10 protein-coding genes are annotated in these 15,866 nt (G+C 59.3%); 5 read left to right on the forward strand and 5 right to left on the reverse strand.

What is annotated here, in order from left to right; all coding sequences use genetic code 11:
* Positions 1–3 precede the first annotated feature (3 nt).
* Together V0R60_RS07520 and V0R60_RS07525 are read left to right on the forward strand one after the other, a co-directional pair.
* Positions 4–3,156, forward strand: coding sequence for an efflux RND transporter permease subunit (locus V0R60_RS07520; protein WP_136474773.1), 3,153 nt, complete (start codon positions 4–6; stop codon positions 3,154–3,156).
* Positions 3,153–4,607 (forward strand): AdeC/AdeK/OprM family multidrug efflux complex outer membrane factor, encoded by a 1,455-nt coding sequence (locus V0R60_RS07525; RefSeq protein ID WP_330080965.1) that lies wholly within the window; start codon positions 3,153–3,155, stop codon positions 4,605–4,607. Before V0R60_RS07520 ends, V0R60_RS07525 begins: the two co-directional genes overlap by 4 nt.
* A 928-nt stretch (positions 4,608–5,535) precedes the next feature.
* Here the strand turns inward: V0R60_RS07525 and V0R60_RS07530 are convergent.
* A complete protein-coding gene (locus V0R60_RS07530) occupies positions 5,536–6,885 on the reverse strand; it encodes an NCS2 family permease (RefSeq protein ID WP_136477451.1) in 1,350 nt (449 codons plus the stop codon).
* Between the two features lie 357 nt (positions 6,886–7,242).
* Here V0R60_RS07530 and V0R60_RS07535 point away from each other — a divergent pair, with 357 nt between their 5' ends.
* Positions 7,243–8,010 (forward strand): GntR family transcriptional regulator, encoded by a 768-nt coding sequence (locus V0R60_RS07535; protein ID WP_136477450.1) that lies wholly within the window; start codon positions 7,243–7,245, stop codon positions 8,008–8,010.
* A gap of 151 nt (positions 8,011–8,161) precedes the next feature.
* The gene (aqpZ, locus tag V0R60_RS07540; RefSeq protein ID WP_136477449.1) at positions 8,162–8,899 is read left to right on the forward strand and encodes an aquaporin Z; all 738 of its coding nucleotides are present in this window, start codon (positions 8,162–8,164) and stop codon (positions 8,897–8,899) included.
* Here aqpZ and guaD read toward each other — a convergent pair.
* The 4 genes from guaD to xdhA form a co-directional block, all read right to left on the reverse strand.
* Positions 8,856–10,160, reverse strand: coding sequence for a guanine deaminase (gene guaD / locus V0R60_RS07545; protein WP_136477448.1), 1,305 nt, complete (start codon positions 10,158–10,160; stop codon positions 8,856–8,858). The two genes, aqpZ and guaD, sit on opposite strands and share 44 nt — an antisense overlap.
* 10 nt (positions 10,161–10,170) lie before the next feature.
* A complete protein-coding gene (gene xdhC, locus V0R60_RS07550) occupies positions 10,171–11,016 on the reverse strand; it encodes a xanthine dehydrogenase accessory protein XdhC (RefSeq protein WP_330079316.1) in 846 nt (281 codons plus the stop codon).
* Positions 11,017–11,090: 74 nt separating this feature from the next.
* Positions 11,091–13,487 carry a xanthine dehydrogenase molybdopterin binding subunit gene (gene xdhB, locus V0R60_RS07555; RefSeq protein WP_330079317.1) on the reverse strand — a complete coding sequence of 799 codons (2,397 nt, stop codon included), beginning with the start codon at positions 13,485–13,487 and terminating at the stop codon, positions 11,091–11,093.
* Positions 13,480–14,934: a xanthine dehydrogenase small subunit gene (xdhA, locus tag V0R60_RS07560; protein ID WP_330079318.1), complete on the reverse strand. Its 1,455-nt coding sequence runs from the start codon at positions 14,932–14,934 to the stop codon at positions 13,480–13,482. Before xdhA ends, xdhB begins: the two co-directional genes overlap by 8 nt.
* A gap of 270 nt (positions 14,935–15,204) precedes the next feature.
* On the opposite strand from xdhA, the gene V0R60_RS07565 reads away from it, so the two are divergent.
* The gene (locus tag V0R60_RS07565) at positions 15,205–15,864 is read left to right on the forward strand and encodes a GntR family transcriptional regulator (protein ID WP_330079319.1); all 660 of its coding nucleotides are present in this window, start codon (positions 15,205–15,207) and stop codon (positions 15,862–15,864) included.
* Positions 15,865–15,866: the final 2 nt, after the last annotated feature.

Below are 15,866 nucleotides of genomic sequence, written 5' to 3' on the forward strand. Positions count from 1 at the left end.
ACCATGTCGAGATTTTTTATCGATCGCCCGATCTTTGCCTGGGTGATCGCTTTGGTGATCATGCTGGTCGGTGCGTTGGCGATCCTGAAGTTGCCAATCAACCAGTACCCCAGCATCGCCCCACCGGCTGTGGCGATCTCCGTGACCTACCCGGGTGCTTCGGCACAAACCGTGCAGGACACCGTGGTTCAGGTTATCGAGCAGCAGCTCAACGGTATCGACAACCTGCGGTATGTATCGTCGGAAAGTAACTCCGACGGCACCATGACCATTACCGCGACCTTCGAACAGGGGACCAACTCCGATACCGCTCAGGTTCAGGTACAGAACAAGCTGAACCTGGCAACGCCACTGCTGCCGCAAGAGGTTCAGCAGCAAGGTATCCGTGTGACCAAGGCAGTGAAGAACTTTCTTCTGGTAATCGGTCTGGTATCTGAAGACGGCAGCATGACCAAGGACGACTTGGCCAACTACATCGTCTCCAACATGCAGGACCCGATCTCGCGAACCGCCGGTGTCGGTGACTTCCAGGTGTTCGGTGCTCAGTACGCAATGCGTATCTGGCTGGATCCGGCCAAGCTGAACAAGTACCAGTTGACCCCGGTCGACGTACGCACCGCGGTATCGGCGCAGAACGTCCAGATTTCCTCTGGTCAGCTTGGCGGCCTGCCGGCCCTGCCGGGTACTCAGCTCAACGCCACCATCATCGGCAAGACGCGTCTGCAGACTGCCGAGCAGTTTGAAAACATCCTGCTCAAGGTCAACCGCGACGGCTCGCAAGTGCGTCTGAAAGACGTAGCTGAAGTCGGTCTTGGCGGTGAGAACTACGCCGTCAGCGCCCAGTTCAACGGCAAGCCGGCCTCGGGTCTGGCGGTCAAGCTGGCAACCGGCGCCAACGCCCTGGATACTGCCAAGGCCCTGCGCAAGACCATCAGCGACCTGGAACCGTTCTTCCCGGAAGGCATGAAGGCGGTATTCCCGTATGACACCACGCCAGTGGTGACCGAATCGATCAGCGGGGTAATCCATACCCTGATCGAAGCGATCGTGCTGGTGTTCCTGGTGATGTACCTGTTCCTGCAGAACTTCCGCGCCACCATCATCACAACCATGACCGTGCCCGTGGTACTGCTCGGCACCTTTGGCATCCTTGCTGCCGCAGGCTTCAGTATCAACACCCTGACCATGTTCGGCATGGTGCTCGCCATCGGCTTGCTGGTGGACGATGCCATTGTTGTGGTGGAGAACGTCGAACGGGTAATGGCCGAGGAAGGCCTGTCACCCAAGGAAGCGACGAAAAAGTCCATGGGCCAGATCCAGGGGGCCCTGGTTGGTATCGCCATGGTGCTTTCCGCTGTATTGCTGCCGATGGCGTTCTTCAGTGGTTCTACCGGGGTAATCTACAAGCAGTTCTCGATCACCATCGTCTCTGCGATGGGACTCTCGGTGCTGGTTGCCTTGATCTTCACCCCAGCGCTGTGCGCGACCATGCTCAAACCAATCGCCAAGGGTGGGCATCATGTCGCCAAGCGCGGCTTCTTCGGCTGGTTCAACCGCAACTTTGACCGCAGCGTAGAGAGCTATGAACGTGGCGTAGGCAACATCCTGCGAAACAAAGCGCCGTACCTGCTGGCCTACCTGCTGATCATGGTCGGCATGATCTGGCTGTTCACCCGTATCCCGACGGCTTTCCTTCCCGAGGAAGACCAAGGCGTACTGTTTGCCCAGGTCCAAACGCCGGCGGGCTCCAGTGCCGAGCGGACCCAGGTGGTGATCGACGAAATGCGCGCCTACCTGCTGGACAAGGAAGCCGATACCGTTGCCTCGGTGTTCACTGTGAACGGCTTCAACTTTGCCGGTCGCGGCCAAAGCTCCGGCATGGCCTTCATCATGCTCAAGCCATGGGAAGAGCGCTCCGCCGAGAACAACGTGTTCAATCTGGCGACCCGCGCCCAGCAGCACTTCTTCACCTTCCGCGATGCCATGGTGTTCGCCTTTGCCCCGCCTGCGGTGCTTGAGCTGGGTAACGCCACCGGTTTCGACGTGTTCCTTCAGGACCGTGCCGGTGTCGGCCACGAAAAACTGATGGAAGCGCGCAACCAGTTCCTCGGCATGGCAGCGCAAAGCAAGATTCTCTCTGCTGTGCGTCCAAACGGCCTGAACGATGAACCGCAGTACCAGTTGACCGTCGACGACGAACGCGCCAGCGCTTTGGGCGTGACCATTGCCGAGATCAACAACACCCTGTCGATTGCCTTGGGTGCGAGTTACGTCAACGACTTCATCGACCGCGGTCGGGTCAAGAAGGTCTACATCCAGGGTGAGTCCGCATCGCGCATGAGCCCAGAAGATCTGCAGAAGTGGTATGTGCGCAATGCCGTTGGCGAGATGGTGCCGTTCTCCTCCTTCGCCAAGGGTGAATGGATCTACGGCCCACCGAAACTTGCGCGCTACAACGGTGTAGAGGCGATGGAAATTCTCGGTGCCCCGGCCCCTGGCTACAGTACCGGTGAAGCCATGCTTGAAGTTGAGCGCATTGCCGCCCAGTTGCCAAAAGGCATCGGTTACTCCTGGACCGGCCTGTCGTACGAGGAACGCCTCTCGGGCTCCCAGGCGCCGGCCTTGTATGCGCTGTCGCTGCTGATGGTGTTCCTGTGTCTGGCAGCGCTGTATGAAAGCTGGTCGATTCCGATCGCGGTCATGCTCGTAGTACCCCTGGGGGTCATTGGTGCGCTGCTGGCCACCAGCCTGCGCGGTCTGTCCAACGACGTGTACTTCCAGGTGGGTCTATTGACCACCATCGGTCTGGCAGCGAAGAACGCGATTCTGATCGTGGAGTTCGCCAAGGAACTGCATGAGCAGGGTCGAAGCCTTACCGATGCAGCGATCGAAGCCTGCCGGATGCGTCTGCGGCCGATCATCATGACCTCGCTGGCGTTCATTCTCGGCGTGGTACCGTTGGCTATCTCCACCGGTGCAGGCTCGGGCAGCCAGCACGCTATCGGTACCGGGGTAATCGGCGGGATGCTGACGGCCACCGTACTGGCGATCTTCTGGGTACCGCTGTTCTTTGTAATGGTGTCGTCGATGTTCAGCAGCAAGAAACCTGAAGAAGACGCCAAACCTGAAACTCCACGCTACGAGGCTGGGCAATGAGTAAGTCCCTTTTGTCCCTGGCGGTAACCGCTTTCATACTTGGCGGCTGCTCGCTGATCCCTGATTACCAGACCCCGGAATCGCCGGTGGCCGCGCAGTGGCCGCAAGGCCCTGCGTATTCACCGACCGAGTCGGCGAATGTCTCGGCCGCCGAGCAGGGCTGGCGTCAGTTTTTCAATGACCCGGCACTGCAGCAGCTGATCCAGACCTCGCTGGTCAACAACCGTGACCTCAAGGTTGCGGCGCTGAACATCGATGCCTACCGGGCCCAGTACCGTATCCAGCGCGCCGACCTGTTTCCGGCAGTCAGCGCCAATGGCAGCGGCAGCCGCCAGCGCATGCCCGGCAACATGACGCAGACTGGCGATTCGGAAATCACCAGTTCATATTCGGCCACGCTCGGTGTAAGCGCCTATGAACTCGACCTGTTCGGTCGGGTTCGCAGCCTCACTGAACAGCAACTGGAAATCTACCTGTCCAGTGAAGAGGCTCGCCGCTCCACCCAGATCGCTCTGGTTGCCAGCGTCGCCAATGCCTATTTCACCTGGCAGGCCGACCAGGCTTTGCTGAAGCTGACCGAAGAAACCCTCAAGACCTATGAGCAAAGCTACGCACTGACCCTGCGCAGCAATGAAGTCGGTGTAGCGTCAGCCCTGGACCTGAGCCAGGCAAGGACGTCGGTCGAAGGCGCCCGGGTCAAGCTGGCCCAGTACCAACGCCTGGTCGCCCAGGATGCGAACAGCCTGGCAGTCCTGATCGGTACCGGCCTGCCCGCCGACCTGCCAGCAGCACAAAACCTGGACAGCGACCTGTTGGCCGAAGTGCCAGCGGGCTTGCCGTCCGACCTGCTGCAACGTCGTCCGGACATCCAGGAAGCCGAACACCTGCTCAAGGCCGCCAATGCCAACATCGGCGCCGCCCGTGCAGCGTTCTTCCCGAGTATCAGCCTGACCGCCAATGCCGGTACCCTGAGTCCGGACATGGACGGCTTGTTCAAGGGCGGCTCCGGAACCTGGCTGTTCCAGCCGCAGATCAATCTGCCGATCTTCAACGCCGGTGCCTTGCGTGCCAGCCTCGACTACTCGAAGATCCAGAAAGATATCAACATCGCCAAGTACGAGAAAACCATCCAGACCGCTTTCCAGGAAGTGTCTGATGGTCTCGCGGCACGCCGTACCTTCAACGATCAGTTGCAGGCCCAGCGCGATCTGGTCGCCGCCAACCAGGACTACTACCGTCTGGCTGAGCGTCGCTACCGTATCGGTGTCGACAGCAACCTGACCTTCCTCGATGCACAGCGCCAGCTTTTCAACACCCAACAGGCGTTGATCAGTGATCGTCTGTCGCAACTGATCAGTGAGGTCAACCTGTACAAGGCCCTTGGTGGCGGCTGGAACGAGCAGACCGCTCAGGCCCAGCAGCACGCGGCGATCGACTCGTCGAAAAGCTGAATACCTGTTGCGTAATCAAGCCCACCCCAGCGGTGGGCTTTTTTATGGTTCTTCAGGGAGTTCCGGGAACTATAGTTTCTGGGTAGGTGGTTGGGTTTGAGGCTGCGAGGTTATCCAATCCATGCGGCGCCGCTGCCGACCCTACGGTCACCAATTACTCAGTTGGCCTTTCGCGGGTAGTACCGGAATGTGGCTCGTGTGTCGATGGGCATATCCGTTTGATGCAGTGGCGCTACTGGCTGGTTTCGCCTTTACGGCGACCCACTTTTGTCGGGGCAAAAGTGGGCAAAACCCCCTGTCCCTGCATTCGGCCCTACGCTGCGCTCCGGGTTCCCTCATTCCACCCTTGCTCCCGCGGGGACCGCGCCGAAGGGCCATCCATGGCCGTCGCCCCACTCCGCAAGGGTTCCATTCGGCCTGCTGAAGGGACGATTTGTGGCGTCTGCACGATTTGTGTAGGTAGAAGCACAGCAGCGGCAACGGCAACAGCGAGGTGCTGGTGTGCAGCTTTTGCTTTTGATCTGGCTCTTCGTACATCGCCAGCCCAGACACCCTGGATCGTCCCTTCAGTAGGCTGAGTGTAGGTATTGCGTAGTCGGGTGCAGGCCATGGATGGCCTGCGAGCACCGTAGGGCCAGGACGGCCCTTCGGTGCGGTCCCGACGGGAGCAATGCCGGAGCGAAGGGACCCGGAGCGCAGCGTAGGGCCGAATGCAGGGACACACGGTTTTGGTTCCTTTTGCCAAGACAAAAGGGACCCGCCGTAAGGGCGGAAGGGGCCAACAGCGGCGCCGCATTGAATGGATAAGCTCGCAGACTCAAATCCCAGCCCAGCCTAGACCAGCCCCAAGATCATGCCCCCGGGACTCCGTGAAGAACCAATAAAAAGCCCCACCCGAAGGTGAGGCTCTGTGTGGCAATTGCGCTACTTACAGGAATACAAACTTGGCAATGAAGATCGCGGTCAACACCCACAGGCTCGCCGAGATTTCGCTGAAGCGACCTGTACCTGCCTTGAGCACCACGTAGGTGATGAAGCCCAGAGCAATACCGTCGGCAACCGAGAAGGTCAGCGGCATCATGATCGCGGTGACGATCGCCGGGATGCTGTCGGTGGCTTCATCCCAATTGATGTGGGCCATGCTGCCCATCATCAGCATGGCCACATAGATCAGGGCACCTGCAGTAGCGTAAGCGGGGATCATGCCGGCCAGCGGCGCGAAGAACATTGCGGCAATGAAGAACAAGCCAACTACAACTGCAGTGAGACCGGTTCGTCCACCTGCGGCTACACCGGCAGCACTTTCCACGTAGCTGGTGACGGGCGGCACACCCACCACGGCGCCGAATACGCTCGAAGCACTATCAGCCTTCAAGGCCCGCGAAAGGTTTTCGATGCGCCCGTCAGCTTTCACCAGATTGGCCCGTTGCGCTACACCCATCAGAGTGCCGGCGGTATCGAACATGTGCACGAAGAGAAACGCGAACACTACGGCAATCATGCTGACGTTGAATACGCCTGCCACATCCATTGCCATCCAGGTCGGCGCCAGGCTCGGTGGCAGTGAGAACACACCGCCATATTCGACCAGGCCCAGGCCCCAGCCCGCCAGGGTGACGCTGATGATGCTGATCAGGATCGCACCGAACACGCGGTGGTAGCTAAGCACCGCGATCATCAGAAAGCAGATTGCCGCCAGCAGCGGGCCAGGTTCATGCAGGGAGCCAAGCTTGATCAGGGTGGCAGGGCTGTCGACGACAATCCCGGCAGTTTTAAGACCGATCAGTCCGAGGAACAATCCGACGCCGGCACCCATTGCATGACGCAAGCTTACGGGAATGCTGTTGAGCAGCCACTCACGTACGCGCGACAGCGTCAGCAGCATGAACAGCACCCCGGAGACAAACACTGCGCCCAGCGCGGCTTCCCAGGTGTAGCCCATGGTGCCAACCACGGTATAGGTAAAGAAGGCGTTGAGCCCCATGCCTGGCGCTAGACCCACCGGCCAGTTGGCATAAAGGCCCATCAACAGGCAGCCGAGGGCGGCGGCAATACAAGTTGCGACGAATGCAGCTCCATGATCTATGCCGGCGTCGGCCATGATGTTGGGGTTGACGAAAATGATGTAGGCCATGGTGATGAAGGTGGTCAACCCGGCGATCATTTCGGTTTTGACGGTAGTGCCGTGTAGCTTGAGTTTGAAAATCCGCTCCAGCCAACTCGTTTCGAGTGGTGGGGCAAGATCCAGCGTAGGGGCTTCGGATTTGCGGCTTTCCACAGCATGTACTCCTCAAGTCTTTTCTTGTTTTTCAGAGCCAGTCCTGCGCACGCACTGGGGAGCTCTGTGAGGCGGATGGGATGGCAGGCTACCGGACTTTTGTTGACTTCTGGGTCAGGAAGTTGCACGCATGGATTATGCGTTTGTATACAAAGAATGCAAATAATGTTTTCGTTGCTGTGCGCAAATAATTTGCCTGAGCAGCTATAAAGGCCATCACCCCTGCAGAAATCGCTGCGCCTGTGTACAATGTGCCCATACCTTAATCGTTTAATTTTCTTATCAAGACTTGCCTTCGCCCCACTGGCTGGTATTACAGTCAGGGTCCGACCGGCCGATCCCTGTGCTCGAGTGCCCATGAACGAACAGCTGCAACCTCTCAAGAAACCAGTGCGTACCGGCAAGGCTGGACGCAGCGGAACCCAGGACGACATCGTCTACGCGCATATTTTCGAGGCCATTCTCGAGCAGCGATTGGCGCCGGGTACCAAGTTGAGCGAGGAAGCGCTGGGCGAGATCTTTGGCGTCAGTCGCACTATCATTCGTCGTGCGCTGTCGCGTCTGGCTCACGAAAGCGTGGTGCTGCTGCGACCTAACCGCGGCGCGGTGGTGGCCAGCCCTACAGTTGAAGAGGCGCGCCAGGTGTTCTTCTCTCGGCGTATGGTCGAGCGGGCGATCACCGAGCTTGCGGTCGAGCATGCCACTGGCGAGCAATTGAACGAATTGCGCCAGATGGTGCGCGATGAGCGCGACAGTTTTTCCCGTGGCGACCGTGGCGCCGGCATTCGCCTGTCTGGCGAGTTCCACCTGAAACTCGCCGAAGCCGCTGGCAATGCACCCTTGATCAGCTTCCAGCGCAGCCTGGTGTCGCAAACTTCCCTGATCATCGCCCAGTACGAAAGCGGCAACCGCTCGCACTGCTCCTACGATGAACACATGCAACTGATCGATGCTATCGAAGCCCGTGATGTCAACCAGGCGGTTAGCCTGATGATGCACCACATGGATCACATCGACAGCAAGCTCAACCTCGACGAAGACAGTGCCTCGGATGACCTGCATGCGGTGTTCTCGCATTTGCTGCAGACCAAGAAGCGCGGTAGCCCTGCACCAGTGAAGGGCTGAGACATTTCTTGGGGCTGCAACGCAGCCCCATTGGATACTGGCACTTCATCCAACCTCTGCTAGATTCTCAGCTGATCCACCCCGCAAACCTTCATCAAGCAGTTGGGCTTGCGCGCATTGCGTGAAACGTCAACGACTTGAGGATAGGCACATGTCATCACCTCTGGGTACACGTATGGGTGCTGAGTTGGTCGGCACGTTCTGGTTGGTGTTGGGCGGTTGTGGGAGTGCGGTGCTGGCGGCGTCTTTACCCGCCGGAATCGGGCTTGTCGGTGTGGCCATGGCCTTTGGTCTCACCGTTCTGACCATGGCGTTCGCTATTGGTCATATCTCCGGATGTCATCTCAATCCGGCCGTGTCGCTCGGTCTGGTAGTGGGTGGGCGATTCCCGGCCAAGGAGCTGCTGCCTTACGTTGTCGCACAGGTGGCTGGGGCGATCATTGCCGCAGGCGTGATCTATTTCATCGCCAGTGGCAAGGCCGGGTTCGATATTGCTTCCGGGCTGGCCTCCAATGGCTATGCCGAGCATTCCCCGGCGGGTTATTCGCTGGCGGCAGGCTTTGCCAGTGAAGTCGTGATGACCGCGATGTTCATCCTGATCATCATGGGCGCTACCGACCGTCGTGCACCTGCTGGTTTTGCCCCGATTGCCATCGGCCTGGCTCTGACCCTTATTCACCTGATTTCGATTCCGGTGACCAATACCTCGGTCAACCCCGCGCGCAGTACAGGCCCGGCGCTGTTTGTCGGTGGTTGGGCGTTGCAGCAGTTGTGGCTGTTTTGGGTGGCGCCGCTGATCGGAGCAGTGATCGGCGGCGCGTTGTACAAGGGGCTTTTCGAGGGGCTTAGCGCTGATGAACGCAGCGGCCGGCAGCAAAGGTCTGCTTGACGGTCCGGTCATCGCCCAGGGTCATCAGCACGAACAGCGTCTCGTCGATGCTGTTCGACTGCTGGATGCGGTAGTCCATCAGTGGTGTGGCCTTGTAGTCCAGCACCACGAAGTCGGCGTCATTGCCGGGCTTGAGGTTGCCGATACGATCGTCGAGATACAGTGCCTGGGCGCCGCCCAGGGTGGCGAGGTACAGCGACTTGAACGGACTCAGTCGTGCGCCTTGTAGCTGCATGACCTTGTACGCTTCGTTGAGCGTATTGAGCAGCGAGAAGCTGGTGCCTGCCCCCACGTCGGTACCCAGGCCCACCTTGACTTTGAACTTCTCGGCTTGCGGCAGGTTGAACAGGCCGCTGCCGAGAAACAGGTTGGAGGTGGGGCAGAAGGCGACCGCCGAACCGGTTTCGGCCAGACGCTGGCATTCCTCGTCGCACAGGTGCACACCGTGGGCGAACACGGAGCGTTTGCCAAGCAGTTTGAAGTGATCGTAGACGTCCAGGTAGCCCTTGCGCTCTGGAAACAATGCTTTTACCCAGTCGATTTCCTTGAGGTTTTCGCTCAAGTGGGTATGCATATACAGGTCTGGAAATTCACTCAGCAGTTGGCCGGCCAGGGCCAGTTGCTCCGGGGTGCTGGTCGGTGCGAAACGTGGCGTGACCGCATAATGCAGGCGAGCCTTGCCGTGCCAACGTTCGATCAATGCCTTGCTTTGGGTATAGCCCGATTCGGCGGTGTCGGTCAGGTAGTCCGGGGCATTGCGATCCATCATCACCTTGCCGGCGATCATGCGTAGATCCAGGCGCTCGGCTTCTTCAAAGAAGGCGTTGACCGATTCAGGGTGCACGCTGCCAAACACCAGGGCAGTGGTGGTGCCGTTGCGCAGCAGTTCTTCGACGAAGATTTTCGCCACCTTATCGGCATGCGCCTTGTCGGCAAACTGCTTTTCGCAGGGGAAGGTGTAGGTGTTGAGCCAATCCAGCAGTTGCTCGCCGTAGGAGCCGATCATGCCGGTCTGCGGAAAGTGAATATGGGTGTCGATAAAGCCAGGGGTGATCAGCGCATCCTGATAATGCTGCACTTCGATGTCGGCTGGCAGGGTCGGCAGCAAATCGCTGGCGTGGCCTAGGGCGCTGACCTTGCCGTTGTCGACCAACAGCAGGCCATCTTCGAAATACTCGTAAGACGCTTCGATGCCTACCTCGGCAGGGTCGGCGACACTGTGCAAAATGGCGGCACGGTAAGCTTTGCGGGTTGCGCTCATAGGGCTCTCGTCATATGGCTTGGCTGCGCCGAGAGGGCGGCAGCAATTGGGCAATGGGGCCGGCGTTGACAGCAGTATCGTGCTGGCCAAAGCTGGCGTTGTAGGTGGCGATGATTTCCGCGGCGATGGAGACAGCGATCTCGATCGGTAGCTTACCTTTGACCTCGGCCAAGCCCATCGGGCAGCGCATGCGTTGCATGCGCTCCTCGGTAAAGCCGCGGTCTTGCAGGCGGTGTTCGAACTTGACCCGTTTGGTTTTCGAGCCAATCAAACCGAACCAACTGAAATCATTGCGCTTGAGGATTGCAGCGGTCAGTTCCAGGTCCAGTTGGTGGTTGTGGGTCATGACGATGCAATAACTGCCCGCGGGCAGGTCGTCGACTTCATCGACCGGCTCTTCGCTGACAATCTTGCTGACCCCGGCTGGAATATTTTCGGGAAATTCCTGCTCGCGCGAATCGATCCAGCGCACCCGGCAGGGCAGCGCGGCGAGCAAGGGTACCAGAGCGCGGCCGACATGACCTGCACCGAACACGGCGATTTGTGCCTGCACCTGGCCCATCGGTTCAAACAGCAACACGGTGGCGCCGCCGCAGCACTGGCCCAGGCTGGCACCGAGGCTGAAACGTTCAAGATGTGGCGATTCGCGACGCTCGGCGAGCATTTCGCGGGCGATCTTCATCGCCTTGTACTCAAGGTGTCCGCCGCCAATGGTATCGAACAGTTGCTCGGCGCTGACCACCATCTTCGAACCGGCATTGCGCGGTGTAGAACCGCGCTCTTCGATGATGGTCACCAGCACGCAGGCTTCGCCACGGGCTTGCAGGTCGGCGAGGGCATTGATCCAAATGTGCATAGCTGATTTGCCTCGTTGATCGCGGGGCAATTGAGCTCCCACAAGGTGGGAGCTCAATTGCCCGTGATATCACCTTACGGTGTGACGGTCTCGACCTCGGTAGCCGGCTGCTGCGCCGCCACCACCTTGCGCATCTGCTCGCAACCCCACAGCACCCGCTCAGGTGTAGCCGGGGCGTCGACCTTCGGCTGCACACGGTAGTCGGCAAGGCTGGCCACGGCGTCCTTGATCGCGCACCAGGCAGCGATCCCCAGCATGAACGGCGGTTCGCCGACAGCCTTGGAATGGAAAACGGTGTCTTCCGGGTTCTTGCGGTTCTCCACCAGCTTGACCCGCAGGTCTATTGGCATGTCGGCCACCGCCGGGATCTTGTAGCTGGCCGGGCCGTTGGTCATCAACTTGCCCTTGGCGTTCCATACCAGTTCTTCGGTGGTCAGCCAGCCCATGCCCTGAATAAAGCCACCTTCGACCTGGCCAATGTCGATGGCCGGGTTAAGCGAAGCGCCGACATCGTGGAGGATGTCGGTGCGCAGCATCTTGTATTCGCCAGTCAGGGTGTCGACGATCACTTCGGCACACGCGGCGCCGAACGCGAAGTAATAGAATGGGCGGCCGCGGGCCTGGCTGCGGTCGTAGAAGATCTTCGGGGTCTTGTAAAAACCTGTGCTGGACAACGATACCTGAGCGAAATAGGCCTGCTGTACCAGTGCTTCGAAGCTGAGAATTTCGTCACGCACGCGCACATGGCCATTGCGAAACTCGACGTCCTCTTCGCTGACCTTGTAGTGACGAGCGGCAAATTCAGTCAGGCGCTTCTTGAGAATTTCGGCAGCGTTCTGCGCCGCCTTGCCGTTCAGGTCAGCGCCGCTGGAGGCCGCGGTGGGGGAGGTGTTGGGCACTTTGTCAGTGTTGGTCGCGGTGATCTGGATACGCTCGAAGTCGACCTGGAATACTTCGGCAACCACCTGGGCAACCTTGGTGTTGAGGCCTTGGCCCATCTCGGTGCCGCCGTGGTTCAAGTGAATGCTGCCGTCGGTGTAGATGTGCACCAGTGCGCCGGCCTGGTTGAGAAAGCTGGCGGTGAACGAGATGCCGAATTTTACCGGTGTCAGCGCCAGGCCTTTTTTCAGAATTGGGCTGTTGGCGTTGAAGCGGCGGATGGACTCGCGACGCTGCTGGTAGTCACTGCTGGCTTCCAGCTCCGCGGTGATTTCCTCGAGCATGTTGTGCTCGACGGTCTGGTAGTAGTGGGTGACGTTGCGATCGGTCTTGCCGTAGTAGTTGGCCTTGCGCACAGCCAGCGGATCAACGGCAAGATGGCGAGCGATATGATCCATCACCTCTTCGATGGCGACCATGCCTTGCGGACCGCCAAAGCCGCGATAGGCCGTGTTGGAGGCGGTATTGGTCTTGCAGCGGTGGCCATGGATAGTGGCATCGCCGAGGTAGTAGGCGTTGTCGGAATGGAACATGGCGCGGTCGACGATCGAGGCCGACAGGTCAGGCGAGCAACCGCAGTTACCGGCCAGGTCGAAGTTGATCCCATGCAGGCGACCGCTGTCGTCAAAGCCGACGTCGTACTCGATGTAAAAAGGGTGACGCTTGCCGGTCATCAGCATGTCTTCGACCCGCGGCAGGCGCATCTTGGTTGGCTGGCCGGTCAGGCGAGCGATGACAGCACACAGGCAGGCCGGGCTTGCGGCCTGGGTTTCCTTGCCGCCAAAGCCGCCACCCATGCGGCGCATGTCGACGACGATCTTGTTCATCGACACGTCGAGGACTTCGGCAACCAGCTTCTGTACTTCGGTGGGGTTCTGAGTGGAGCAGTAAACGATCATCCCGCCGTCTTCGGTAGGCATCACCGAGGAAATCTGGGTTTCCAGATAGAAGTGTTCCTGACCGCCAATGTGCAAGGTGCCTTGCACGCGGTGCGGGGCGCTGGCCAGGGCGCTCACCGAGTCGCCGCGCTGATGGGTGTGGCTGTCGAGCACGAAGTGTTTCTTGCGCAGCGCTTCAACGACATCCAGCACCGGCTCCAGGTCTTCGTATTCGATGATGGCGGCCATTGCCGCACGACGTGCGGTATCCAGGTCGCGCGCGGCAACGGCAACCACCGGTTGCCCGACGAACTCCACCTTGTCGATAGCCAGCAGCGGATCACCGGGCAGCAACGGGCCGATGTCCTTAAGGCCGGGGATGTCCTCATGAGTGATGGCAATACGCACACCCTCAAAGGCATAGCAGGGGCTGGTGTCGATACTCAGGACCCGAGCGTGGGCGCGATCGGACAAGCGCGCGTAGACGTGCAACTGGTTAGGGAACTCCAGCCGGTCGTCGATATACATTGCTTCGCCGGACACATGTTTGTCGGCGCTGTCATGCTTGAGGCTGCGACCGACACCGGTGGTCAGGTCCTGGCTGAACAGTTCGGCCATTTGCGCCTGGCTTTTGGCGACGTGATGGTTAGACATAAGCGGTCACCCGAGTCTCGATGTGCGGCGTTTGCAATTCGATGAAGTATTTGCGCAGCAGGTTCTGTGCGCTGAGCAGGCGATATTCCTTGCTGGCGCGGAAGTCCGACAGCGGGGTGAAGTCTTCAGCCAGGGCCTGGCAGGCGCGCTCGATGCTGGACGAGTTCCAGGCTTTGCCGATCAGTGCCGCCTCGCAGGCGCGGGCGCGCTTGGGGATAGCAGCCATGCCACCGAAGGCTATGCGCGCAGCTTCGACCACACCGTTTTCGATACGCAGATTGAACGCGGCGCAGACGGCAGAAATATCGTCATCCAGGCGCTTGGACACCTTGTAGGCACGGAACGTCCAGGCACTGCGGGCGCGCGGCACAATGATCTTCTCAATGAACTCGCTTTCCTGGCGTGCGGTGATGCGGTAGTCGATGAAATAGTCTTCCAGCGCCAGGGTGCGAGAGCTGTCGCCCTTGCGCAGGACAATTTGCGCATCGAGGGCAATCAACAGGGGTGGGGAGTCGCCAATCGGCGAAGCATTGCCAATATTGCCACCCAAGGTGCCCTGGTTGCGGATTTGCAGGGAGGCAAAGCGGTGCAGCAGTTCACCGAAGTCCGGGTACTCGCGACTCAACGCGTCATAACAATCGGTCAACGGGGTGGCAGCACCGATCTCCAGGTGCTCGTCGAAGCTGTCGATGCGTTTGAGTTCGGCGACGTTGCCAACATAGATCATCACCGGCAAGGTTTTGTGAAATTGAGTCACTTCCAGCGCTAGGTCGGTGCCGCCCGCGAGCAGGCGGGCCTCCGGATGCGATCCGTAGAGGTCGGCGAGATCGGCCACGGTCAGCGGCACCAGGCAGCGCTTGTCGCCACTGTTGAGCTCACCGGTTTCGCTTGGCGCAATGGCTTTGAGGCGAGCGATGGTCTGGCTTTGGTTGCTATCGAACTGGTCAGGCTTGGCCTGGCAGCAGGATTGCTCGGCCGCGGCGAGAATTGGGCGATAGCCAGTGCAGCGGCAAAGGTTGCCAGCCAGTGCTTCCTGGGCCTTGTGCAGGTCCGGTGCATCGCTGTTCTTTTGCAGGGCAAACAGCGACATGACAAAACCAGGCGTACAGAAGCCACACTGAGAACCGTGGCAATCGGCCATAGCCTGTTGCACGCTGTGCAACTGACCTTGGTGCTTGAGACCTTCGACGCTGATCAGTTGTTTACCGTGCAGGGACGAGACGAAAGTCAGGCACGAGTTCAGGCTGCGGTAGCGAATGAGTTCGCGGCCGCTGTCGTCTGCGGCCAATTCGCCTACTACCACGGTGCAGGCGCCGCAATCGCCGCTGGCGCAGCCTTCCTTGGTACCGGACTTGCCCAGGTGCTCGCGCAGGTATTGCAGCACCGTCAGGTTGGGATCCAGGGCATGCTCACTGCGCAGCTCCTGGTTAAGTAGAAACTGGATCACGGAAGGCCTCACACGCGGTTTATTGTTGTTGAGCGGACTGTAAGCAGACTTGATTTTTAGGTCAACAATTTTCTGACTTTTGGGTCAGGAAAAATTACGCAATGTTTCCGACCACCTCAGGCGCTCCTCTATTGAGCATAGTTGGTTGTGACGTTGGACAGTTTTTTGCTTCATTTATGCCAACTTCTCGCTGCAGGCCCCTGCGCGGCGCAGAGGCAAGTGCGCTACAATTGCGCCCTTTGCACTGTTCAATGATTTTGAAGGAAAACCATGACGTTCAAGGCTCCGGACAGCCTCTCCGAGCAAATTGCCCACTACCTCGCCGACCGCATCATTCGCGGTGAGCTCAAGCCTGCCGAGCGTATTCAGGAGCAAAAGGTCACCCAGGCTTTGAACGTCAGTCGTGGTTCAGTGCGCGAAGCACTCCTGATCCTTGAGCGACGGCACCTGGTAACTATCCTGCCGCGCCGTGGTGCGCATGTGACCGAGCTCGATGAGCACGGGGTGCGCAGCCTGTGCAACCTCATGGGTGAACTCTACATTCTGCTCGGCAATGCAGTAGCGCAGAACTGGCAGGTAGAGCGCGACTTGCTGGCCTTTTTGAATATTCAGCAGCGCCTTACCGTTGCCTTGGAGCGTCAGGACATCAAGGTATTCGTTGAAGAAAGCTTTTCGGTCATGCGTGCTGCCTATCCGTTTGCCAACAACCCCTATCTGGAAGAAACCGTAGAGAACTTGCACCCGGCCATGAGCCGCGCCTATTACCTGGCGCTGGATCAGCGCAAGGCTGAGATGAACGACTTTCTTGCGTTGTTCGCCAGCCTGCTGGAAGCCGTCGTTGCGCGTGATCTGGTGCGCATTCGCACGGTGCTGACTGAATATTGCCAGCGCAGCTGCGAGCTGGTGCTGGCGGCATTGGCGTCTGCCTGAGC

The organism is Pseudomonas auratipiscis (assembly GCF_036324085.1).
Taxonomy (GTDB): Bacteria; Pseudomonadota; Gammaproteobacteria; order Pseudomonadales; family Pseudomonadaceae; genus Aquipseudomonas; species Aquipseudomonas auratipiscis.

Excerpts from the sequence above, each read along its gene's own strand:
- V0R60_RS07525 (WP_330080965.1), top strand. The coding sequence starts at position 3,153 with ATGAGTAAGTCCCTTTTGTCCCTGGCGGTAACCGCTTTCATACTTGGC.
- V0R60_RS07565 (WP_330079319.1), top strand. The coding sequence starts at position 15,205 with ATGACGTTCAAGGCTCCGGACAGCCTCTCCGAGCAAATTGCCCACTAC.
- guaD (WP_136477448.1), bottom strand. The coding sequence starts at position 10,160 with ATGAGCGCAACCCGCAAAGCTTACCGTGCCGCCATTTTGCACAGTGTC.
- V0R60_RS07535 (WP_136477450.1), top strand. The coding sequence starts at position 7,243 with ATGAACGAACAGCTGCAACCTCTCAAGAAACCAGTGCGTACCGGCAAG.
- aqpZ (WP_136477449.1), top strand. The coding sequence starts at position 8,162 with ATGTCATCACCTCTGGGTACACGTATGGGTGCTGAGTTGGTCGGCACG.
- xdhC (WP_330079316.1), bottom strand. The coding sequence starts at position 11,016 with ATGCACATTTGGATCAATGCCCTCGCCGACCTGCAAGCCCGTGGCGAA.
- V0R60_RS07520 (WP_136474773.1), top strand. The coding sequence starts at position 4 with ATGTCGAGATTTTTTATCGATCGCCCGATCTTTGCCTGGGTGATCGCT.
- xdhB (WP_330079317.1), bottom strand. The coding sequence starts at position 13,487 with ATGTCTAACCATCACGTCGCCAAAAGCCAGGCGCAAATGGCCGAACTG.